This is a genomic window from Clostridium sp. Marseille-P299, assembly GCF_900078195.1.
Lineage (GTDB): Bacteria > Bacillota > Clostridia > Lachnospirales > Lachnospiraceae > Lachnoclostridium.
Genome location: NZ_FJVE01000007.1, coordinates 21,321 through 43,902, shown reverse-complemented (window position 1 = coordinate 43,902; position 22,582 = coordinate 21,321). Strand labels below are relative to the sequence as shown.

General features: G+C 33.8%; 16 protein-coding genes and 1 tRNA gene. 5 read left to right on the top strand and 12 right to left on the bottom strand.

Annotated elements, in window-relative coordinates; all coding sequences use genetic code 11:
• The first annotated feature begins 221 nt into the window (after positions 1-221).
• A complete protein-coding gene (gene nifJ, locus BN4220_RS08520) occupies positions 222-3,749 on the top strand; it encodes a pyruvate:ferredoxin (flavodoxin) oxidoreductase (protein ID WP_066715492.1) in 3,528 nt (1,175 codons plus the stop codon).
• A 216-nt stretch (positions 3,750-3,965) separates the two neighbouring features.
• Here the strand turns inward: nifJ and BN4220_RS08515 are convergent, their stop codons facing one another.
• The 3 genes from BN4220_RS08515 to BN4220_RS08505 all read right to left on the bottom strand — a co-directional run bounded on the left by BN4220_RS08515 (position 3,966) and on the right by BN4220_RS08505 (position 7,269).
• Positions 3,966-5,633 carry a hypothetical protein gene (locus tag BN4220_RS08515; protein WP_066715491.1) on the bottom strand — a complete coding sequence of 556 codons (1,668 nt, stop codon included), beginning with the start codon at positions 5,631-5,633 and terminating at the stop codon, positions 3,966-3,968.
• Between the two features lie 253 nt (positions 5,634-5,886).
• Positions 5,887-5,958: transfer RNA gene (locus BN4220_RS08510), tRNA-Gln, on the bottom strand.
• Between the two features lie 135 nt (positions 5,959-6,093).
• Positions 6,094-7,269 (bottom strand): cation diffusion facilitator family transporter, encoded by a 1,176-nt coding sequence (locus BN4220_RS08505; protein WP_066715490.1) that lies wholly within the window; start codon positions 7,267-7,269, stop codon positions 6,094-6,096.
• Positions 7,270-7,591: 322 nt separating this feature from the next.
• Here BN4220_RS08505 and BN4220_RS08500 point away from each other — a divergent pair, with 322 nt between their 5' ends.
• Positions 7,592-7,945, top strand: coding sequence for a hypothetical protein (locus BN4220_RS08500; protein ID WP_066715489.1), 354 nt, complete (start codon positions 7,592-7,594; stop codon positions 7,943-7,945).
• An 83-nt stretch (positions 7,946-8,028) separates the two neighbouring features.
• On the opposite strand, the gene BN4220_RS08495 is transcribed toward BN4220_RS08500, so the two are convergent.
• The 8 genes from BN4220_RS08495 to BN4220_RS08460 form a co-directional block, all read right to left on the bottom strand.
• Positions 8,029-9,087, bottom strand: a complete 1,059-nt coding sequence (locus tag BN4220_RS08495) for a hypothetical protein (RefSeq protein WP_066715488.1) — start codon at positions 9,085-9,087, stop codon at positions 8,029-8,031.
• A 1-nt stretch (position 9,088) separates the two neighbouring features.
• Positions 9,089-9,631: an RNA polymerase sigma factor gene (locus BN4220_RS08490; RefSeq protein ID WP_242867766.1), complete on the bottom strand. Its 543-nt coding sequence runs from the start codon at positions 9,629-9,631 to the stop codon at positions 9,089-9,091.
• A 319-nt stretch (positions 9,632-9,950) separates the two neighbouring features.
• Positions 9,951-11,540, bottom strand: a complete 1,590-nt coding sequence (locus tag BN4220_RS08485) for a peptide chain release factor 3 (protein WP_066715487.1) — start codon at positions 11,538-11,540, stop codon at positions 9,951-9,953.
• Between the two features lie 256 nt (positions 11,541-11,796).
• Positions 11,797-13,455: a trigger factor gene (gene tig, locus BN4220_RS08480; RefSeq protein WP_066715486.1), complete on the bottom strand. Its 1,659-nt coding sequence runs from the start codon at positions 13,453-13,455 to the stop codon at positions 11,797-11,799.
• Between the two features lie 420 nt (positions 13,456-13,875).
• The gene (locus tag BN4220_RS08475; RefSeq protein ID WP_066715485.1) at positions 13,876-15,090 is read right to left on the bottom strand and encodes an aspartate kinase; all 1,215 of its coding nucleotides are present in this window, start codon (positions 15,088-15,090) and stop codon (positions 13,876-13,878) included.
• A 145-nt stretch (positions 15,091-15,235) separates the two neighbouring features.
• Positions 15,236-16,444: a cofactor-independent phosphoglycerate mutase gene (locus BN4220_RS08470; RefSeq protein WP_347477072.1), complete on the bottom strand. Its 1,209-nt coding sequence runs from the start codon at positions 16,442-16,444 to the stop codon at positions 15,236-15,238.
• 20 nt (positions 16,445-16,464) lie between these two features.
• Positions 16,465-17,670 carry a homoserine dehydrogenase gene (locus BN4220_RS08465; RefSeq protein WP_066715484.1) on the bottom strand — a complete coding sequence of 402 codons (1,206 nt, stop codon included), beginning with the start codon at positions 17,668-17,670 and terminating at the stop codon, positions 16,465-16,467.
• A gap of 59 nt (positions 17,671-17,729) precedes the next feature.
• The gene (locus BN4220_RS08460) at positions 17,730-18,170 is read right to left on the bottom strand and encodes an ACT domain-containing protein (RefSeq protein WP_066715483.1); all 441 of its coding nucleotides are present in this window, start codon (positions 18,168-18,170) and stop codon (positions 17,730-17,732) included.
• A gap of 363 nt (positions 18,171-18,533) precedes the next feature.
• On the opposite strand from BN4220_RS08460, the gene BN4220_RS08455 reads away from it, so the two are divergent.
• Genes BN4220_RS08455 through BN4220_RS08445 form a run of 3 tightly spaced genes read left to right on the top strand, consistent with a single transcriptional unit; the run spans position 18,534 to position 21,075 of the window.
• Positions 18,534-19,373: a 5'-methylthioadenosine/S-adenosylhomocysteine nucleosidase family protein gene (locus BN4220_RS08455; protein ID WP_066715482.1), complete on the top strand. Its 840-nt coding sequence runs from the start codon at positions 18,534-18,536 to the stop codon at positions 19,371-19,373.
• Positions 19,345-20,382, top strand: coding sequence for an SPL family radical SAM protein (locus tag BN4220_RS08450; RefSeq protein WP_066715481.1), 1,038 nt, complete (start codon positions 19,345-19,347; stop codon positions 20,380-20,382). The genes BN4220_RS08455 and BN4220_RS08450 overlap by 29 nt, the downstream gene beginning before the upstream one ends.
• Positions 20,383-21,075, top strand: a complete 693-nt coding sequence (locus BN4220_RS08445) for an SDR family oxidoreductase (protein WP_066715480.1) — start codon at positions 20,383-20,385, stop codon at positions 21,073-21,075.
• 142 nt (positions 21,076-21,217) lie between these two features.
• On the opposite strand, the gene BN4220_RS08440 is transcribed toward BN4220_RS08445, so the two are convergent.
• Positions 21,218-22,474: a S41 family peptidase gene (locus BN4220_RS08440; RefSeq protein ID WP_066715479.1), complete on the bottom strand. Its 1,257-nt coding sequence runs from the start codon at positions 22,472-22,474 to the stop codon at positions 21,218-21,220.
• Between the last annotated feature and the right edge of the window lie 108 nt (positions 22,475-22,582).

Here is a 22,582-nt window from a genome sequence, read left to right as displayed (position 1 = left end):
TAATCGATTAGTGATACTCTTTATTGTAGTATGTCTATCATACTCGCTTAAGTTGTGTCAAGTATCTTATAAGCAAAACAGGCGCAATTATATTTGCATGTATATTATATTTTCTAATGAATGAATTCTGTTTTGCTTATATAGTACTTGTGCGCTTAAGCAACACTTAATACAAGGAAAAGGACAATCCTTTTCAGTTATCATAAGGAGGAAAAGTTATCATGGCTAGAAAAATGAAAACCATGGATGGCAATACTGCTGCAGCACACGTGTCATACGCGTTTACAGACGTAGCAGCAATCTATCCTATTACACCTTCTTCCCCTATGGCTGACTACACTGACATGTGGGCAACTCAAGGAAGAAAGAATATCTTCGGACACGAGGTTATATTATCCGAAATGCAATCTGAAGCAGGTGCTGCAGGTGCCGTACACGGATCTTTACAGGCAGGTGCTTTAACAGCTACCTATACTGCATCTCAAGGATTATTATTAATGATCCCTAATATGTATAAAATCGCTGGTGAATTATTACCAGGTGTTATTAACGTATCAGCTCGTGCTTTAGCAAGCCATGCTTTATCTATCTTTGGTGACCATTCAGACGTTTACGCATGTCGCCAAACTGGTTTTGCAATGCTTTGTTCAGGTAATGTACAAGAAACTATGGACTTAGGTGCTGTTGCACACTTAACAGCAATCAAAGGACGTGTTCCATTTGTTCATTTCTTCGATGGTTTTAGAACTTCTCACGAAATTCAAAAAATCGAAATCTGGGATTATGAAGATCTTAAAGAAATGACAGATATGGATGCTGTTGATGCATTCCGTAAGAGAGCATTAAATCCTGAACACCCAGTTCAAAGAGGTACAGCTCAAAACCCTGATGTTTTCTTCCAGGCAAGAGAAGCAAGCAATCCTTATTATGATGCAATTCCTGAGTTAGCTCAAGAGTACATGGATAAGGTTAATGCTAAAATCGGTACAGATTATAAATTATTTAACTACTATGGTGCTCCAGATGCAGAACACGTTATCGTAGCTATGGGTTCTGTATGTGACACAATTGAAGAAACAATAGATTATATGCTTGCTAATGGCGAAAAAGTAGGTCTTATCAAAGTTCGTCTTTACAGACCATTCTCCGCTAAACATTTATTAGAAGCATTCCCTGATTCTGTTAAGAGAATCACTGTTCTTGATAGAACTAAAGAGCCTGGTGCACTTGGCGAGCCTCTTTACTTAGATGTAGTTGCAGCTATCAAAGATACTAAGTTTGGAAATCTTCCAGTATTATCTGGTCGTTACGGATTAGGTTCTAAGGATACTACACCAGCTCAAATTCTTTCTGTATACAGAAATGTTGATAGAAAGAAATTTACTATCGGTATTGTTGATGATGTTACTAACTTATCACTTGAAATCAAAGAAAACCCAGATACAGCAGACAAGGGAACAACTTCTTGTAAATTCTGGGGTCTTGGTGCAGATGGTACTGTAGGTGCTAATAAGAACTCCATTAAGATCATCGGTGATCATACAAATAAGTATGCTCAAGCTTACTTTGATTATGACTCCAAAAAATCTGGTGGTGTAACTATCTCCCACTTACGTTTTGGTGACAACCCAATTAAGTCTACTTACCTTATTAATAAAGCTAACTTCGTAGCATGTCACATGCCTGCTTATATTAGAAAATATAACATGGTTCAAGACTTAAAAGATGGTGGTACTTTCCTTCTTAACTGTTCTTGGAACATGGAAGAAATTGAACAACATTTACCAGGCCAAGTAAAACGCTACATGGCAAAACATAACATCAAATTCTACACAATCGATGGTATCAAGATTGGTAAAGAAGTAGGTCTTGGTGGACGTATCAATACAATCCTTCAAGCTGCTTTCTTTAAATTAGCTAATATCATTCCTATCGAAGATGCTGTTAAGTACATGAAAGATGCTGCTACTGCTTCTTACTCTAAGAAGGGTGACGACGTTGTTAAGATGAACCATACAGCAATTGATCGTGGTGTTGAAGGCGTTGTTGAAATTAAAGTTCCAGCTTCTTGGGCTGATGCAGAAGATGAAAGCTTAGAAGTAAACTTCACAAATGGTCTTCCTGATGTTGTTAAATATGTAAATAACATTCAGAATAAGATTAACGCACAAGAAGGTAACAGCTTACCAGTTTCTGCTTTCGTTGATCACGCAGATGGTACTGTTCCACTAGGAACTGCTGCATACGAAAAACGTGGTGTAGCTATCGACGTTCCAGTATGGAATCCAGATACTTGTTTACAATGTAACTTATGTTCTTATGTTTGTCCACACGCTGTAATTCGTCCAGTTGTTATGTCTGAAGAAGAAGCAGCTAAGGCTCCAGAAGGATCTAAGATGGTAGACATGAAAGGCTTCCCAGGAAAGAAATTTGCTCAGACTATCTCTGTTCTTGACTGTACAGGTTGCGGTAGCTGTGTAAATGTGTGTCCAGAAGTTAAGGGAGTTAAGACTCTTAGCATGGCTCCACTTGAATCTCAATTAGAAATTCAACATATGTTCGATTATGGTGTAACACTTGAAACTCCAGCAGAAATTCTTGAAAAATTCAAGGAAACAACTGTTAAGGGTAGCCAGTTCAAACAACCATTACTTGAGTTCTCCGGAGCTTGTGCAGGTTGTGGTGAAACTCCATACGCTAAATTAATCACTCAGTTATATGGTGATAGAATGTACATTGCTAACGCAACTGGATGTTCTTCTATCTGGGGTGGTTCTTCACCTTCTACACCATACACTGTAAACAAAGAAGGTAAAGGTCCAGCTTGGGCTAACTCCTTATTTGAAGACAATGCAGAATTCGGCTTTGGTATGCAATTAGCTCAACAGGCTTTAAGAAAACGTCTTATCGACTCTGCTGAAGCATTATTAGCAAAAGTTGAAAATGCAGAAGTAAAAGAAGCTTTAGATGAATTCCTTGCAACAAAGAATAACTCTACAGCAAACGGACCAGCTACTAAGAAATTAGTTGCTGCATTAGAAGCTTGTGACTGTGATGATGCTGACAGAGCTAACATCTTAAAGAACAAAGATTTCTTAGCTAAGAAGTCTCAATGGATCTTTGGTGGTGACGGTTGGGCATATGACATCGGTTTCGGTGGTTTAGATCACGTTATCGCTTCTGGTCAAGACGTAAACATCATGGTATTCGATACTGAAGTTTACTCCAATACAGGTGGTCAGTCTTCTAAGGCAACTCCAACAGGTGCTATTGCTCAGTTCGCAGCAGCTGGTAAAGATGTTAAGAAGAAAGACTTAGCACAAATCGCTATGAGCTATGGTTATGTATACGTTGCTCAAATCGCTCAAGGTGCTGATTACAATCAAACACTTAAAGCTATCACTGAAGCTGAAAACTATCCAGGACCATCCTTAATCATCGCTTATGCTCCATGTATCAACCATGGTATCAAGGGCGGTATGAAGGCTTCTCAAACAGAAGAAAAACGTGCTGTTGAAGCTGGTTACTGGCACTTATTCAGATTCAACCCATTACTTGCTGAAGAAGGAAAGAATCCATTTATCTTAGATTCTAAAGCTCCTAAGACAAGTTACCAAGAGTTCTTACAAAGCGAAGTTCGTTACAACAGACTTGCAAGAACAAACCCAGAAAGAGCAGCTGAATTATTTGCTAGAGCAGAAAAAGACGCTATGGCTAAATATGAAAGACTTGTTAAGATGGCTGAATAATATAAATAATAAAAAAAGTGGCTTTTATAGCCACTTTTTTTATTTGTAAATTATATTTTCGCAATCTCTTATAACTTACCAAAACCTATTAATTATTTTTAAACATTTTAACTATTTTCAACCTATACCCTGATGAATATAACTTGTGAATTACCGTTGTTCTGCTAATAGAAAACACCTGGAGCTTGCAGTAATAAGTAAAACAAAATATACATACTAATTCGTCATATCAGGTAAGCTATAAAGATAATTCATCCACTGCTCTTTTAATGTCTCATAATCATATCCAAAGCATTCTTCAATTGAAATATCATCTACTAAATAATCGATCACCTTACTTAAAGAATAAGTTTCTATTAGATATCCTGAAAATGACATTGCCTGAGCCATACTTAATTCATTTCCCACATAATCTGAGCTTTTATCACCATATCCTAATTCTTTAAGACTCTTAATAAATCCTTTTCCTTCCCATTCTTTTGGATTTTCCATCGCCTGTAACACAGTGTAGTCAAAAATTAACCTCATATCGAAGTCTTCATAAGATGGCATCTCCTCATAAACTTCATGAAACCATTCATAAAGATTTTTATCTGAAGTAGTTACACCATCTGGAAGTTCATTTTTTAATGAATTATAATAATTTTTTTTACCTTTCTCCGCTAGAAAGAAATCACTGCATACAATCTTGCTAAAATAATCAGCAACTCCCTCAGCTACCCATATTTTATCAAAATTGCTAGAATCCCCCCATAGAATCATATGTGTGTATTCATGTAGAACAGCATAAGGATTTACAATATTTATATATAATCTATCTTTCTTAGCATGACTTCCAGCAGCTTCACTCATTGATACATCGCAAACGATTTTATTACCTATTTGAGTCTTGTTAACCTTTTCTTTGGCATGTTTATATATGTATTGATTTACAACCTGGCTGCCAACATTTACCTTTGAAATAAAATTTTCCACACTCTCACAATCACAAAGACTGCCTTCGTAATATATTACATAAAAATCTGCTGTATCTCCATAAGCAACAAGATCATACACATCACTTTTGTTAAAATATAAAGTATCAAAAAATGATACTTGGTCTTCAGAATACTCTTGCGTTACGTCCAATGAGGAAAGCCATTTTCTTCGAATATCTTCACCTGTTCCATCTAAAAATCCCTGAAATCCGTCTGTATGAATCAAATACTCTGTAAGTCCAATGGCTGTTTGAGATGCCATTTCCATATTGTCTTCTCTATTCCAACCTTCTAAAAATCGTACACCACACATTGAAAGTGTATTCATATTATCTTTGTCTGAATAAAATGCTGACAATGCATCATAATCTACCTTAGTATCAAATATAACTCCTGCCAGTCCAACCAGCTTCCAATTTGTTTGAATATCCGTTAGTGCATATACCACAGCCTGTCGATATATATCATTCTCAATTTCGTCATAAGGAATAAATATAGTGTCTTTATCTTGCGTTACATAATACGTTCCAGATGGTGTCTCATCCAATATAAATACTTTTAATTTATTATCATCCTTGATATCCAAATATGTTTCTATTTTTCCTATATCATTATCAATTTTAGCTAAAACTTTATCTACATCAATATCATCCGCTAAACTTGTTAAGCATCCATAGTCCCCATTTGTTCTCTTCGTTTCATAATATTTAAATGTACGTGGAAAATCCTCTGTTCTTGAATATGATTTTTCACTCCATTCATCCCCTTTTCTTTCTCCAGTACAGCCACTGAATGCAAGCAGAAAAAATAGTATTGAACAGATAAGTTTTAATTTTTTTCTTATTAACCTTAATTTTTTCTGTGAATCTAAAGTTTTTGTTTCCTTTTTCCATACTAAGCAAGCCATATCCGTTTGCCCTCCTTTGTAATTTAACCAATGAATCAATCAGGTTATATTTCTTTTGTGGAAGTACTCCAACAATTTAGAATCGCTCTCCTTGCTACAAGCCAGCAAGAAAAACCTTAAGAAAAATTTCCAATATTTTTATTATAGACAAACAGATTGGTAATATCAACCATTTAATTAAGAAAACACTTTTGATTACTTATACAAATGCAAAAAAATCCCTGAAAGCATATGCTTTCAAGGATTATATTAACTGGGCTACAAGGATTCGAACCTTGAGATGCTGGAATCAGAATCCAGTGCCTTACCGTTTGGCGATAGCCCATCATATTCGTGACTTGTATCACAGCCACGAATGATATTATAACCGATTTGTTTTTAAATTTCAAGTACTAATTTAGTTTTTTATTAAAAACATTAAATACCATACAATTCAAAGTTAATTACTTGCAGTTCCACACTATTTTTCAGCAACATAACTATGATCAAGGGAAATAACGCATTCATATTTTGGATCCCATTCTTTAATTAATTGTGTAACTAAACGCTCCAATTCTTTTTCTTGTTTCTCACTATAGTTATGTGGTATTACAAGATCGAAAATCAAATTACTATGACAATCACCATTTACTACTCTAAAATCATGAATTGTTGCCTCTTTTTCAAGTATCTTAACTATGCTCGTTACTTTTTCCTTTAATAATACTACCTTTTCATTATTCACTTCTACTGGATCCATATGAATAACTAAAAAGATATTATCTTCTCGCAACACATCTCGCTCAATTTGATCAATCACTTCATGTGCATCTTCCATTGGAATGTTGTTTGGTACTTCACAATGGATTGTAGCCATTGTATGTGTTGGACCATAATTATGCACGACTAAATCATGACAACCCATAATATATTTGTAACTGCATACTTTTTTAGTAATCTTTTGATATAATTCCTTATCTATTGCTTCTCCAAGCAAAGGTTCTAAAGTTTCTCTTGCTATATTTATCCCTGAAATAAAAACAAAGATAGATACTGCTATCCCCATAAAACCATCAATATTAAGTTCGGTTACATAGCCGATGATAATAGAAATAATCGTTGCACTTGTTATAAGAACATCCCCTATTGAATCGGCAGCTGTTGCTTTCATAACGTTAGAATTTATCTTCTTACCAAGCTTTCTATTAAATAAAGCCAGCCATATTTTAACCCCAACAGAAAGACATAAAATTACTATGAGAATAGGTCTTACTAATATTGTTTGAGGATTTATAATTTTTGTAATAGAACTTTTAAAGCAAGTAATTCCAACTTGAAGTATTAAAAACGATACTACAAAAGAAGCTATATATTCATATCTTCCGTGACCAAATGGATGCTCTTTATCCGCGGGACGATTTGCTAATTTCACACCAATAAAACTTATAATAGAGGATGCTGCATCTGAAAGGTTATTAAACGCATCTGCCATTACTGAGATACTCTGTATCATCACACCAATTAATAATTTAATGAAAAATAAAAAAATATTGCAGATAATCCCCACAACACTTGCTAGTATTCCGTATGCGGTACGCACACTTGCTTTTTCCACTTCATCACTATCTTTAACAAACATCTTTACTAATAGATTCATATCCCTCACCATGATTTCTTATTATAAAATGCGTATATTTTATTATAACATAAATATACTTTTATATATACTGTATTTCATTTTATTAATTTATTAATCCTTATCATGTGAAACATTTAAAATATTAACCCCTTTTTTATTAAATATATTCCTAGTCTTTTAAAATAAAACGGAAATTTCAATACTACTTTAAATTATAAACTAGGAATTATTATGATTTTATAGAAGTTTTACTTTCTTTTTTTACCAAAGAGCATTATAATGAATAAAAAGCGTATGCGTTGGCATATACTGACTGTTGAATGACGAAAGGAGTTTTACAATGAAGAAATTCTGTAAATTCTTAATAGGTACTTTATCACTTGCTACTGCTGCTTGTGGTGTTTACTATTTCTGCAAAAAATATGTTTTTAAAGAATCAAATGAAGATTTTGACGATTTAGATGACGAGTATGATGAGTATGAAACAGAGGACGATATCGCTCCAATGAAAGAAGGCAGAGAATATGTATCCATTCATATTACTTCAGAACTAGATTCTAACCAAGATCAAAAACAAGATTCTAATGAAGAACAAGAAGATCAAGAACAAGAAGAATCAGAAATAGAAGAAGATTCAGAAGAAAACGCACAAAATCCATCGGATGATGAGAATTTTGAAGAAAAATCTGAATAGATAATTCGTTTAATATAAAAGAGGTAATCGCATATGCGATTGCCTCTTTTTTGTTATTTGATCATAATATCAAATCATTTTATCTAATTCTCTAAGATTTTTATTATACTATCTATATTTTCTAACTTATAGTTGATTTCACTCACTAAACCATTCACATCATAGATACAGACTTTTAACTCTCCCTCTCTACTTATAAAATACGTATCAATTGTAGCAACTTCATTGCTCTGGGTAAAGACTTTATAGTCCCATTTATCATTTAAACTATTATCTTCGTGATCTAGTGTAAGCATCTCTATTTGCTCTTTTAAATCTAATATTTTCTGTTTTTCTTCTTTTACCTGATCACTTAATGTAATATATGTGATATCAGTTTTCCCTAAGTCCTTTTCTTGTTCCTTTAAAATAATATCATTCAATACTAAGCTATTCTTTTGGGAAATATCTCTATTTGTAGTACCCACCTTCATGTCATTCATATCATTCATGTCATTCATGTCATTCGTGCCATTCTTTTCTTGGTCTGCTGCTTCATTACTAGGCTCACTAAAAGAATACTTGGTTACGCTATCACTTTGTAAGTTTTCATTTGGTGTTAATTGATTCGCATCCTCATTACTAGTTGTTGCTTGATCATCACTTGCTTCATCAGAAATACTACCAAAAGTAGTCTCAGGAATACCTTCTTCATTATTTGAGGATGACCCAGATAATGCATCCTTGGCTGATTCCGTATCATTAAGTACTATCTTATCCGACTCATTCCCATCACTTATATTTTCAGCTGTAAGGACGCTTTTTTGTTCTGCAGCCCCAGAGCTAGTATCTGCTTTTTTCATTGAATAGAAGTGAAATGGCAGATTCTTATTATTCACAACTAAAATAAATAAAATGCATGCTGCAATACAAGCAATACTACGAATCCAATTCTTTTTATTTGACTTTTTATCTCTCAAGTTATTCTTTTTCTTATATCTAATGTTTTTCTTAGAATGAATGCTTTCATTCTCGATATTGCTTGATTCCTTTGCGGCTGCTAATGTTCTTTGAATCAAGTCCTCGGTAACAGATATATTCTCTAATTCATTCTTCAAATTTTCTAACAGTTTTTCATCAAATTCATCTGGTTCAAAGAACATGTTACAACCTCCTTTCTAACAACTCTTTCAATTTATCTTTTGCACGTGCTAGACGACTTTTTACGGTCCCTATTGGTATTCCTAAACTCTGTGAAGTATCCTCTATACTCATCTCATTCATATAGACACATAATACAACATCCCTATAATGCGCTGGAAGGGCCATTACAGCCTCTTTTATTGAAGCATTGGTCTCTTTTACCTCAACCTCTTCAAAATCATTCTCAGAGATAATTGCATCTTCAACGAAATCCATCATCGGTACCACTTTGCTATGATAAGCACTTTTTAAATAATCCTTACAAGTGTTAATTGTAATTCGAATAATCCAGGTCTTAACACTGCTAAGTTCTTTAAATGTATGTAAGTTATTATTTACTTTAATAAATACCTCTTGAAAAATATCCTCTGCTGTATGAATATCCTTAACATATAAATACGCAGTACGAAGAACATAATTTCCATGTTCACGCATTAAAGTTTCTAGATCATAGTCTTGCTTTTTTGCACTCATATGTTCTTCATCTTGATCCATCGTATGCATTCCTTTACCCCCTATAACGTATTTTGTAGGTTTCCCGCTTCTACAATCTACCTTATAGTATAACTGACTAAATTCGTAAGTGCAATTTATTCTTCATCGATTAGACGACTGCACAACACAATAAGTTCCATACTTTTTGATAGCTAGATTTTCTATGAAAGAGAGGTCTATAAATTAAAAAGTTTCAATACCAAGCATTCTAGATACTTAAACCTATAATGACTTAATATTGAAACTTATTTTTTTTATACTTATTTTTTACTTATATTTAGTCTTAACTAATTCTTATTCTTAACCAATTCTTATTCTTGACTAATTCTTATTCTCTACCAAATTCAGATAGTTCTAAGCCTTTATTACGATCAAGAACCGTCTGAATACTCCATGCATGTACAAATAATAAGAGTGGATTATCTCTCATATCTTTAACTTTCTTCGTATCTGATGTTACGCTTAAACTAGCGACATCAATATCATCATTCTCAATCCAACGAATATGCTCAAATGGCAATGGTTCTAAACGAACTTCTACACCATACTCAGACTCTAAACGGAATTTTAAAACATCAAACTGAAGTACACCAACTACACCAACGATAATTTCTTCCATTCCAGTATTAAATTCCTGGAAAATCTGTATCGCACCTTCTTGAGCAATCTGAGTTACACCTTTAATAAATTGCTTTCTTTTCATTGTATCTACTTGTCTAAGTTTTGCAAAATGTTCTGGTGCAAATGTTGGAATTCCTTCATACTCAAACTTTTGATTTGGCGAACAAATAGTATCACCAATAGAAAAGATACCTGGGTCAAATACACCAATAATATCACCAGCATATGCCTCATCTAATATCTTACGTTCTTGAGCCATTAATTGCTGTGGCTGAGAAAGACGTAACTTTTTATTTCCTTGTACATGAAAAACTTCTTCTTCTGCATCAAATTTACCGGAACAAATACGCATGAAGGCAATTCTATCTCTATGTGCTTTATTCATATTTGCCTGTATTTTAAATACAAATGCAGAAAAATCATTTTTTAAAGGATCAATAATACCAATGTTAGATTTTCTTGGAAGTGGTGATGTGGTCATCTCTAAGAAGTGTCTTAAAAATGTCTCAACACCAAAATTTGTTAATGCAGAGCCAAAAAACACTGGACTTAGCTCACCTGCACGAACGCTTTCAAGATCAAATTCACTGCTTGCTCCATCTAATAATTCTATTTCCTCTGATAAGATATCGTGATATTCTTTTCCAATCAAATCATCTAAAGAAGAATCACCAATCTTTGCTTCCATAGCCTCTACTTCTTTTTGGCCATTATTAGCAGCAATAAAGCGTGTAATTGTCTCTGTATTTCTATCATACACACCTTTAAAATTCTTACCTGAACCGATTGGCCAGTTAACTGGACATGTACGAATTCCAAGTACTGTTTCTATTTCATCTAATAATTCAAAGGTATCCCTTGCTTCACGATCCATCTTATTGATGAATGTAAAAATAGGAATATGACGCATTACACATACTTTGAATAACTTCTTTGTTTGATTTTCTACACCCTTAGAGGCATCAATAACCATGACTGCAGAGTCTGCTGCCATAAGCGTTCTATAAGTATCTTCTGAGAAGTCCTGATGCCCTGGTGTATCAAGTATATTAATACAATAATCATCATAGTTAAACTGCATAACGGACGACGTAACAGATATACCACGTTGCTTCTCTATCTCCATCCAGTCTGATACTGCGTGTTTTGCAGTCTTTTTTCCTTTTACAGAACCAGCTAAATTGATAGCTCCACCATAGAGTAATAATTTCTCTGTTAATGTCGTTTTACCGGCATCAGGGTGAGAAATAATAGCAAAGGTTCTTCTTCTTTTTATTTCCTTCGTAAAATCTGTCACAAGACTTCCTCCAAATCTATTAATCTACACAAGGAGAATGTGCAACCCAATCATAATAAGCAAGTTACAGTGATAGGATTACACATTCTTACTTTTAGCATTCCATATTTAAACTATTTTATAATATACTACTTAAAATATATTTGTCAAGTAATCCAATAAAAGAGATTCTTCTTATTCTAAAATCTGCTATAAATTAATAAAAGAGGCTGACATTTTATCGTCAACCTCTTTTATTAATTCATTTAACACTATATTACTCTATTACTTTTGCAGAATTTATAATAAGCTCATATGCTTTATTGGTTAATAGAAAATCTTCAATGACTTCTTGCCCAAAATAACTTTCAAACTCCTCTTTTGTACCAAATCCATTCAGTTCTGCATATTTTTCTAAGCCCTCTGTGTATTCTACTTCTGTTAAAACAATTCCCTCTACCTCAATAACCTTCTTTAAAAAATAATTTGTTTTAACTTGCAATTCTGCTGCTTTTGCCATTTCCTCGTAAAAGGTAGCCTCATCCATGCCAAAATAATAACTAGCAAACGTAGCTAAGTCTATCCCATAATATCCTGCATAAGTTTCATATTCTGAGATCATCTCGTCTTTTTTTGCTTCAACCTCTTCTGTAGTTATATTGCTAAATGAAGCATTGTTTAGTGCTGTATTTATAATATCTGATTCTTTCTTTGAATCTGCTGCTTGTTTTGCACTCTCTAACAAGTTTTCATATGTTCCCTTTTTGTACTCTTCAAGAGTCTGATACTCAGTATTAGCAGCAATAAATTCATCATTTACTTCAGCCTCAGCATAAAATCCGATACCTTGTATTGTAATGTTAAACACAGCCTCTTTACCAGCCATATCAGCGGAATAATCATCAGGAAAGGTTACATTAATATCAAAATTTTCACCAACCTTATGCCCAATAATTTGCTCTTCAAATCCCTCAATAAAATTACCTGCTCCAATCTCTAGAGGATATCCAGTATAACTACCACCATCAAACTCAACACCGTCCACTGTTCCAACGTAATCAATCGTAGCGATATCCCCCGATTGTACCTCGATGCGATCCAAAACATCCGTTAAGACAGGGTTCTCACTAACTAGATAACTAAGTTCTGCTTGTATTTCTTCATCTGTCACTTCTACTTTTTGAGCCGTAACGGAAATTCCCAAATATTCTCCAAGGGTAACCTCACATGGTGGATAAGTTACTACCTCATTATTTGTTACTTCATTATTTGTTGCGTTGTTACTTGAACCATCATTATCTAAACCAGAATCTAACTCATCTGTCTTTAATGCATCATCAGCATTATTACTGCTTACATTTTTAACGACTGTTCCATCGACTTTTGAATCTCGTTCTCGAATTACGATTAAAGTAATGCATAAAACCAATAATGCAAAAGCAGTGACTGCCGTAATAATAAATAACCCCTTTTTTGTATTTCCTTTCTCTGGTTCCATGAGTGGATGATATTTTCTTCCATCATAAAAATCTTTCTCATCTGATTCTTTTTGATTACTTGTATCTTCTATCTCTTTTGCTTCTTTTTGAATGCTTGTATCCTCTTCCTTAAAATCTTCAATTGTTGGGTCATTATTAAGTTCTTCATTCGTTACGTTACTATCTAACACTTTATTTGCCGCGCTGTTAAGTAACTCTTCGTTTGCTACGTCGTTATGTATTCCTTCATTCGATACGTCATTATGTAATCCTTCATTCGATACGCCATTATATAACTCTTCGTTTGCTACACCGTTCTGTAACTCTTCGTTCAATCCTTCATTATTTAACTCTTCGCTAGATTTTCCTTCGCTGTCTGTAGCAAAAATTTCATCTACCTCAAAGCCTTTATCAGCAGTATCTATTTCTTTTAGTTCATCATCCTTAAAGTCACTCATGCTATAACCCCTTTTCTCACATTTTATGATACAAGTATACATTTTTAACCATTATATCATAACTAAAGAGTCAATCCAATATAAATATTCCCATATATTACATATATTTGGCTATGTAGGCGATAGCAAGATATAGGATAAATTTAAATCCTCTTAGTTCCTATAAAGAACAAAAAATGTGCTCCCCGCATTCTCGTCGTTATTTAGACTGACAAGCGCAGTCGTTTCAGCGACATATTTCACATTAAGCAAGTACGCATCCTTAACGTAGCGATTTTAAATGAAAGGTCTTAACTCCTATCATAAAAAAACTGTTACATAATAACAGCCTTTATACTTACAATCATCTCAATTAACGATAGATAGTAAAATAAACCGTCCGTTATTATATAACAGTTATTATATAAGTATTTATATTTATTAAATGTCGCCTAAGCAGAATTTTTCATGTACTGCATTCATTGCTTTTTCAGTAAATGCTTCATCAATAAGCACAGTTACACGAATTTCAGAAGTAGAGATCATTTTAATATTTACTCCGATATCATAGAGTGCTTCAAACATCTTAGCAGCAACTCCAGGATTAGTCATCATACCTGCACCTACAACAGATACCTTTGCAACATTCTTTTCTACATCGATTTTTTCACACTTTAAGCTTGTTGCTCTATGTCTTTCTAATATTTCAACTGCCTCATCCACACTGTCTTGTGCTACAGTAAAGCTGATGTCTTTCGTTCCTTCACGTCCTACGGATTGTAAAATAATATCAACATTAATATTATGTCTTGCTAAATGATTAAATAATTTAAACGCTACCCCCGGTTGATCCTCAAGACCAATAACAGCAATACGAGCTGTATTCTTATCACTTGCTACACCACTAACGAGCATTTTTTCCATTTTTACTTCCTCCTTAACAACTGTACCTTCCGATGAATTTAAACTTGATCGCACTACTAATTGAACTCCATATTTTTTTGCCATCTCTACAGAGCGATTATGAAGTACACCTGCTCCAAGGGAAGCTAAATCTAACATTTCATCATAAGTGATTTCATCGAGTTTTCTAGCATTTTTAACATATCTAGGATCTGCTGTGTATACACCATCTACATCTGTATATATTTCGCAAGAGTCTGCTTTTAAAGATGCTGCTAACGCAACCGCAGTTGTATCCGAGCCACCTCTTCCAAGTGTTGTATAATTATCCGCTTTATCAATGCCTTGGAATCCAGTAACAATTACAATTTTTCTACTGTCTAATTCATTTCTAATACGCTCTGTATCAATTCTTTTTATTCTTGAATTACCATAAGCACTTGTTGTATGCATTGCAACCTGAAATGCGTTTAAAGATACTGCAGGTACCCCAAGAGAATCCATCGCCATTGCCATTAAAGCAACAGAAGTTTGCTCACCAATCGTTAATAACATATCCATTTCCCTTTTCGGTGGATTTGGATTAATGTCCTTTGCTTGGGCTAATAACTCATCTGTTTGCTTACCCATAGCAGATAAAACAACTACAACGTCATTTCCCTTTTTATAATCCTCTATACATCTTCTGGCAACATTGAAAATTCTCTCTTTATTTGCGACGGAAGTACCGCCGAATTTTTTTACTATAAGCATAGCTGCCTCCTAAATCGAATATATTATTAATTTAGACACAATTCTTTTCTATTTATTATATGCATGAAATAATTAGGTTGAAAAGAATATATCCATATAATAATTTTAAGTTGAATAAATGATTCTTTATTTTTTGTATCTTTAATTATTGTTGAAATAACTTACTTATCATCAGATATCCGTCTTTTGTAACATTTCCACTCATTTCTGCTTCTTTTTCGTTATAATGGTGAGTGTAGTTACCTTCCTTTGTACTATCGTATAATAAATAAGGCACAGGATTTGATGTATGTGTTCTTAAACGAATTGGAGTTGGATGGTCTGGCATAATAAGCATTCGATAATCCACACCCGATTCATCCATTTTATCTTTGATGACTGAAATTACTTTATGGTCAAGTGACTCAATTGCCTCTATTTTATTTGGTATGCTTCCCTGATGCCCCATTTCATCTGGTGCTTCCACATGAACATAAACAAAATCACTACCATCTTCTAAGAGAGTCTTAACAGCAGCCATCGCTTTCCCCTGATAATTGGTATGTAATGTACCATCTGCCCCTTCTACCTCAATTACCTTCATAGAAGCTCCAACTGCAATGCCTTTTAATAAATCTACTGCAGATATCATTGCTCCAGAAAGCCCTGTCTTTTTGGTAAAAGAAGTTAAGCTTGGTCTTGTTCCAGCTCCCCAAAACCAAATGGAGTTCGCCTTATTTAAGCCTTTCTTCGCTCTTTCTACATTAAGTGGATGATTATTTAATATGTCGTAGCTCTTTAACATCATTTCTTTTAATGCTGCTTGCTGCGGCAAATGTTCATTAATACATTGACCTAAGATATCATGAGGTGGTGTTAATTCCACAACCTCTCCTCGATCCCAAATTAATAAATGACGGTAGCTTGTTCCAACGAAGTATTTGAATACTTCTGTTTGTAACTCTTTTTTCACTGCTTCTATTAAAATTGCTGCATCTTCCGTTGAAATCTCACTTGAGCTATGATCGATGATTGTCTTTTCTTCATAAGGCAAAGAATCATCAGATACTGTTACTAAGTTACAACGAATTGCAATGTCCGTATCTTTTAATGGTACACCAATACTTAATGCTTCTAGTGGAGATCTACCAGTATAGTATATACGTGGATTATATCCAAGAACTGCAAGGTTTGCTGTATCACTACCTGGTTTCATTCCCTCTGGTATGGTATATGCCATACCGATCTCAGATTTACTAGCTAATTCATCCATTGCAGGAGTATTTGCATACTCAAGCGGTGTCTTTCCCCCAAGGCTATCAATTGGCTCATCCGCCATACCATCGCCAAGAACTACTATATATTTCATTCTCATCAAGTCCTTTCCCTTCAACTTTATGCATCAACACGGATTCGATTTAAGATATTTATTTCCTTTTCTTTATTCGCAAACTCTTCCTCTGTCATTTCATCTGTAACAAATGCAAATTCATCTTTAATATCTTCTACTGTAATGACTTCATCAATTGAAAACAGCTCTCTTGCCTTTGCTTCATCGCGAGCACTTACACGAACAAAGAATTTACCTTTTAGAGTTTTAATCTCTGCTGGCTCTAAGCGTTTACTGCTCCAAATAGTCATGATATTCGTTCCTTTATGTTTTGTAGCATCTACAACGTCAGAAACAACTGCACTTGCTGTTGGTAATTTACCAGCACCGCTACCATAAAACATAACGTCACCAAGAAGATTGCCTTTTACTAAAATACCATTAAATACATTATTCACACTATAAAGTGGATGATGTGATTTAATCATCTTAGGAGTTACCATTGCGTAAACTTTATCATCGATTTTCTTACTGCTTCCTAGTAACTTAATCGTTGCATCATAAGCTGTCGCGTACTTAAGGTCTGTATCTGTAATTTTTGTGATTCCTTCTGTATAGATATCTTCAAAGTTTACCTGCATTCCATATGCTAAGGAAGTTAAAATAGCGATCTTTCTACATGCATCATAGCCTTCCACATCGGCTTCTGGATTTCTTTCCGCATATCCTTTTTCTTGAGCATCTTTTAATGCAGTTGCAAAATCAATTCCCTCGTCTCTCATTTGAGATAAGATATAATTAGTAGTACCATTTAAAATACCTGTAATCTCTTCAATCTCATCTACCGTTAAAGACTGATTTAATGGACGAATAATTGGGATTCCTCCACCAACACTTGCCTCAAATAAAAAGTTAATCTTTTTTTGTTTTGCAATTTCAAGTAATTCAGCGCCATGTCTTGCAACCAATTCTTTATTGGAAGTACATACGCTCTTTCCTTTTAGCAAGGCTTCTTTTACAAAGGTATACGCAGGTTCAATTCCACCCATAACTTCAACAATAATTTGAACTTCAGGATCATTTACAATTTCATCATAGCTATGAACTAGAATATCTTGAACTGGGTGACCTGGAAAATCTCTTAAATCAAGAACATATTTTATCTCAATTTCTTCTCCTGCTCTCTTTGCTATGTTATCGCGATTTCTTTCGATAACTTCATACACGCCGGAGCCTACGGTTCCAAAGCCTAAAACTGCTATCTTCATAATAAAACACCTATGCCTTTCATTTTATATAATTAGTCTTTTTCTGTTTCATCACAACAGCATTATTCTCTACCTAAAATCTTTAAATAATGAACTCCATTTAGCGCTTCAATCGAGTCAATTAACTCAGAAACTTCCGATGTTTGTGGCAGAATTTCTATGCCAAAGGTAATAGAAGCTATACCACCAATTGGTATTGTCTGATGTATTGTTAATACATTCGCATGACACTTGGCAATTTGACTTAATACCGTAGATAAAAGTCCAGGTATATCATCCATTTGCATCATAAAGTTAATTGTTTTACCTCGATTATTTTCATGAAACGGAAATATATCATCTTTATATTTATAAAAAGAACTTCTACTAATTCCCACTGCATCGGTTGCTTCTTGAATCGTCATTACTCGCTCAGAATCCAATAATCTCTTCGCTTCCACAACCTTTAATAAAACCTCAGGTACTGCCTTTTTATTTACAATAAAAAATTTGTCTTTTTCCATAGATACCCCATACCTTTTCATTCTCTTAAAACGTTTGTAATATGCGCCCAAAACCTCAATGTATCTCTATCATTTTTAAACTTAAAATGTAAATCCACTGTAGTCCACTAAGCATCTCATAAACTGTTCTACATTTCCCCCAAAATGTAACATTACATATTTACTATATTATACACAATAACGTGTGTTTGTTTCACAAATACATGTGTCCGTCTCGAAAAGATATGTTACCACATTTTCTCTGAGATTGCAACCTATTTTTCTTTGAGCTTAACTATTCCTTATGTTATAATTTAAAGATACAAACTTAGCATATCCCCTTAGTTTGTTACATCCATATCTTTTAGAAAGGAATCGAATGACATGATATACTTATGCACTGCACTTCCCTTTGAAGCGCAACCCTTTATCAAAAGCTTTCAGTTAAAACGAAACTCAAGCTTTACCCGTTTTTCTGTCTACAATAATGATGATATGTACTTAATTATTACTGGTACAAATAATATAAATGCTGCTATTGGGCTTACTTATCTACTTAGTAATGTTAAAGTTTCTTCCGAAGATATCCTAGTTAACGTTGGTGTTTGCGGAAGTAAAAACAAAGATTTCTCAGTTGGCTCTCCTTATCTTATTCATAAGATTAAAGATCATACGACTAACATGACATATTATCCTGAAATGCTCTATCAACATGCTTTCTTTGAAAGTTCTATTGAAACCTGCTCTGGGGTAATTACCGCTAAAGATATCAACACGATTACAGAACCTTTAATTGATATGGAAGCTTCTAGCATTTATCAAGCTGCTACGTATTTTATAAAACCACATCAACTTATCTTTTTTAAAATAATTTCAGATCATTTAGAAGATATTAAATTATCAAAAGAAGATATAGAAAAACTTATTTCACCTTATGCAAATCCTTTAATTGAATGGGTAAAAACGATTTCCTCTACTATTTTAATTAACAATAATACCTTCTCTGCAGAGGAAATACAACTCTATGAAGAGTTAATTAAAGATTTACGTTTATCAATGACCATGCAAGCTCAATTAAAACAATTACTTATGTATGCAAAAAGTTGTAAAAAACCTATTTCCGCTATCATGAGAGAATTTCGATTAAACAACGATATTTCTGAGTTAAAAGTAAAGACAGAAGGGAAGCGATATTTTGAACTCCTACAATCAAAACTTATATAGCAAAACTTTTTCACATATTTATATTGAGGACGGATTACAAGATCATCCAAAAGCAAACGAAATAATTACAAAGTTTCCAAACGCTCAAATAATTTCTATTTCTCATTATAAGGATGTATTTTGTAGAAGTAAACAAAATTTTTATATGCAAAAACAAAGCCCAAAACTTATTCTTGCTAATAATCGAAATAATTTAATATATGAAGGTGCCCCTGTCTGTCAAAGTTTTGGAAATGAACATTTTTACTATACTTCATGTGTTATGAATTGTTTGTACGACTGTGAATATTGTTATTTACAAGGAATGTACTCCTCCGCTAACATCGTTTTATTTCTTAATCTTGATGATATCTTTGCTCAGGTTGAAGAACTATTAAAAAAGCATCCTGTTTATTTATGTATCTCCTATGATACGGATTTACTTGCACTAGAAGGTATTCTTGGTTATGTTAGACGATGGATCGAGTTTACGAAATTACATCCAGACTTAACAATTGAGATTCGTACCAAAAGTGCTAATTTTAAAGCCATAAAAGATATACTACCTTCTGAGAATGTAATTCTTGCTTGGACCTTATCACCAGATGAGGTAGTTACGAATTATGAGCACAATACACCATCCTTACAAGCAAGAATGGAATCTATATTAGAAGCCATGAAATGTGGCTATAGGGTCCGCCTTTGCTTTGATCCGTTAATCTATATACAAGGCTTTGAAGAAGTATATGCTGCTTTTATTAAGAATGTCTTTCACACTATTCCATATGAACAACTATATGATGTAAGTGTTGGCGTATTTCGTGTATCCATTGATTACTTAAAACGTATGAGAAAGCAACGTCCGCATTCAGCTGTGATTCAGTATCCTTATGAACTGACATCTGGCGTTTCACACTATGGGCATAAACGTTCCAATCAGATGATTTCATATCTTTGTGGTTTAATCCGTAACTATGTCCCTGAAGATAGAATTTTTTGTTGGGAAGATGAAGAAGGGAGTTCAATATAAATGAAAACTGCAATTGTTACTGGTGCATCAAGTGGCATTGGATTAGAAATTTGTAAGAAGTTAAACTTTAAAAATATTGCTGTTTTTGGATTTGGGCGTGATTTTAGTAAGACAAATTATACTCATGCTTTATTCCATCCGATTACTTGTGATTTACGAAAGACTGGCCCCTTGGCTGAAGAGATTAAAAAAATACGGAAAGAGCATGAGATTTCTATTTTAATAAATAACGCAGGGGTTGGCTATTACGGGCCTCACGAAGAACAAAATCCTGCCAAGATACATGAAATGGTAACCGTAAATCTTGAAGTACCAATTCTATTAAGTCAATTGTTGCTTCGAGATATCAAAAAAAATTCTGGTTATATTATCAATATTTCCTCTGTCACAGCCACAAAAAGTAGTCCTCATGGCTGTGCTTATGCAGCAACGAAGGCTGGACTTGCTAGTTTTTCTAATAGCTTGTTTGATGAAACTAGAAAATATGGAGTTAAAGTTGTTAATATTATGCCGGATATGACCAAAACTTCTCTCTATCGGAATGCTAATTTTGACGTTGCTGATACAGCAGATACTTATTTAGACCCAGTAGAAGTTGCTGACTGTGTGATGTACATTTTAAGTCAAAGAGAAGGTCTTGTTATTACGGATATCACATTAAAACCTCAGCGCCATCAACTTAGCAAAAAATGATGAGCGAGAAATAAAAAAGGAGTATGTATATAGTTGAGTTTTTCCTCACTTCTATATACATACTCTTTTTATTAACCAAAAGTACTCAAAAGTTAACTAAAACCCCACGGTTAGTTCCTTTATAAAATACTTCATTGTTCCTTTATTTCGAACTTAATTGTTCTTTTACAACTTCAATTGCAGCTTGTAATTGATTATCTTCCTCATGTTCTATTACAACTTTTTTAGATAAACTCTCATCTAGTTCAACAATCTTATCTGGTTCAATACCCGTTCCATGAATATTTCTACCATTTGGAGTAAAGTATTTCGAGATGGTAACTTTAATTGCACTTCCATCACCAATTGGGAATACAGACTGCACAATACCTTTACCAAAACTTTGAGTACCAACAATTGTTGCTTTTTTATAATCTTGTAACGCACCTGAGAATATTTCTGATGCACTTGCACTGTTTCCATTTACTATAACTGCCATTGGCATATCTAGTTCTTCTTTGTTATCTGCATAGTTCTCAGATAAACGGGTTCCATTTTTATCTTCTTGATATACCAATAATCCTTTTGGAAGTAAGCGGTCTAACATTTTAACACAAGCATCTAATAAACCACCTGGGTTATCTCTAACATCAATAACAAGTCCTTTCATGCCTTCATCTAACAAATCAGAGATTGCAGATTTAAACTGTGTTACTGTGATTTCATCAAACTCAGATATATAGATATATCCAATCTTATCCTCTAACATCTCAAAAGCAATTGTTGGGACTTCAACTGTACCACGTTTAATTACAAAATCAATTGGTTCTTTTTCACCTTCTCGAACGATTGTTACAGTAACTTCTGTTCCTTCTTCACCCTTCATATTTCCAACAACTTTGGTAAGATCGGTACCAGTAACTTCTTCCCCATTTACTTTATATATCGTATCTCCAGGTAATATTCCAGCGTTATAGGCCGGTCCATCTACAAATGGTTTAACAATTGTAATGATACCTGTAGTTACATTTTGGCTAACGTATGCACCAATTCCACAATATACACCGCTTGAGGATTCCATTAAGCTTGCATATTCTTCTTTGGTATAGTAACAAGAATAAGGATCGTCAAGTGCTTCCATTAATCCCTTAAGCATACCTGTTGTATACTGCTCTTCCGTTACCTCACCTAGATAATAATTGTTTACCAATCCTTTAATTAAAGTTAATTTTTTTTGCAATTCTGAATTAATGGTGGCTGAAGTTGCTTCATCGTCATTACTATTATCATTACCTTGGGTAATATTATTATAGTTACTATTATTATTTCCAAGGATGTTATATCCGGTAAAAACTATACCAAATAGCATGGCTGTACAAAGTATTCCAGTCAGTAATCCTAACAAATACTTATTTTTCATTCTATACCGCTACCTTTCTAGTTACTTTTCTGTTCTCACTCAATGAAAGTCAATGGGGATTCTTAATCCGCTTTTACTACTACTTTTTTTAGATGCGATAAATAACAT

What these genes read in the sequence shown, in the direction of transcription:
- nifJ (WP_066715492.1), top strand. Translation starts at nt 222, where the DNA reads ATGGCTAGAAAAATGAAAACCATGGATGGCAATACTGCTGCAGCACAC.
- BN4220_RS08515 (WP_066715491.1), bottom strand. Translation starts at nt 5,633, where the DNA reads ATGGCTTGCTTAGTATGGAAAAAGGAAACAAAAACTTTAGATTCACAG.
- BN4220_RS08505 (WP_066715490.1), bottom strand. Translation starts at nt 7,269, where the DNA reads ATGAATCTATTAGTAAAGATGTTTGTTAAAGATAGTGATGAAGTGGAA.
- BN4220_RS08500 (WP_066715489.1), top strand. Translation starts at nt 7,592, where the DNA reads ATGAAGAAATTCTGTAAATTCTTAATAGGTACTTTATCACTTGCTACT.
- BN4220_RS08495 (WP_066715488.1), bottom strand. Translation starts at nt 9,087, where the DNA reads ATGTTCTTTGAACCAGATGAATTTGATGAAAAACTGTTAGAAAATTTG.
- BN4220_RS08490 (WP_242867766.1), bottom strand. Translation starts at nt 9,631, where the DNA reads ATGCATACGATGGATCAAGATGAAGAACATATGAGTGCAAAAAAGCAA.
- tig (WP_066715486.1), bottom strand. Translation starts at nt 13,455, where the DNA reads ATGAGTGACTTTAAGGATGATGAACTAAAAGAAATAGATACTGCTGAT.
- BN4220_RS08475 (WP_066715485.1), bottom strand. Translation starts at nt 15,090, where the DNA reads ATGCTTATAGTAAAAAAATTCGGCGGTACTTCCGTCGCAAATAAAGAG.
- BN4220_RS08470 (WP_347477072.1), bottom strand. Translation starts at nt 16,444, where the DNA reads ATGAGAATGAAATATATAGTAGTTCTTGGCGATGGTATGGCGGATGAG.
- BN4220_RS08460 (WP_066715483.1), bottom strand. Translation starts at nt 18,170, where the DNA reads ATGGAAAAAGACAAATTTTTTATTGTAAATAAAAAGGCAGTACCTGAG.
- BN4220_RS08455 (WP_066715482.1), top strand. Translation starts at nt 18,534, where the DNA reads ATGATATACTTATGCACTGCACTTCCCTTTGAAGCGCAACCCTTTATC.
- BN4220_RS08445 (WP_066715480.1), top strand. Translation starts at nt 20,383, where the DNA reads ATGAAAACTGCAATTGTTACTGGTGCATCAAGTGGCATTGGATTAGAA.
- BN4220_RS08440 (WP_066715479.1), bottom strand. Translation starts at nt 22,474, where the DNA reads ATGAAAAATAAGTATTTGTTAGGATTACTGACTGGAATACTTTGTACA.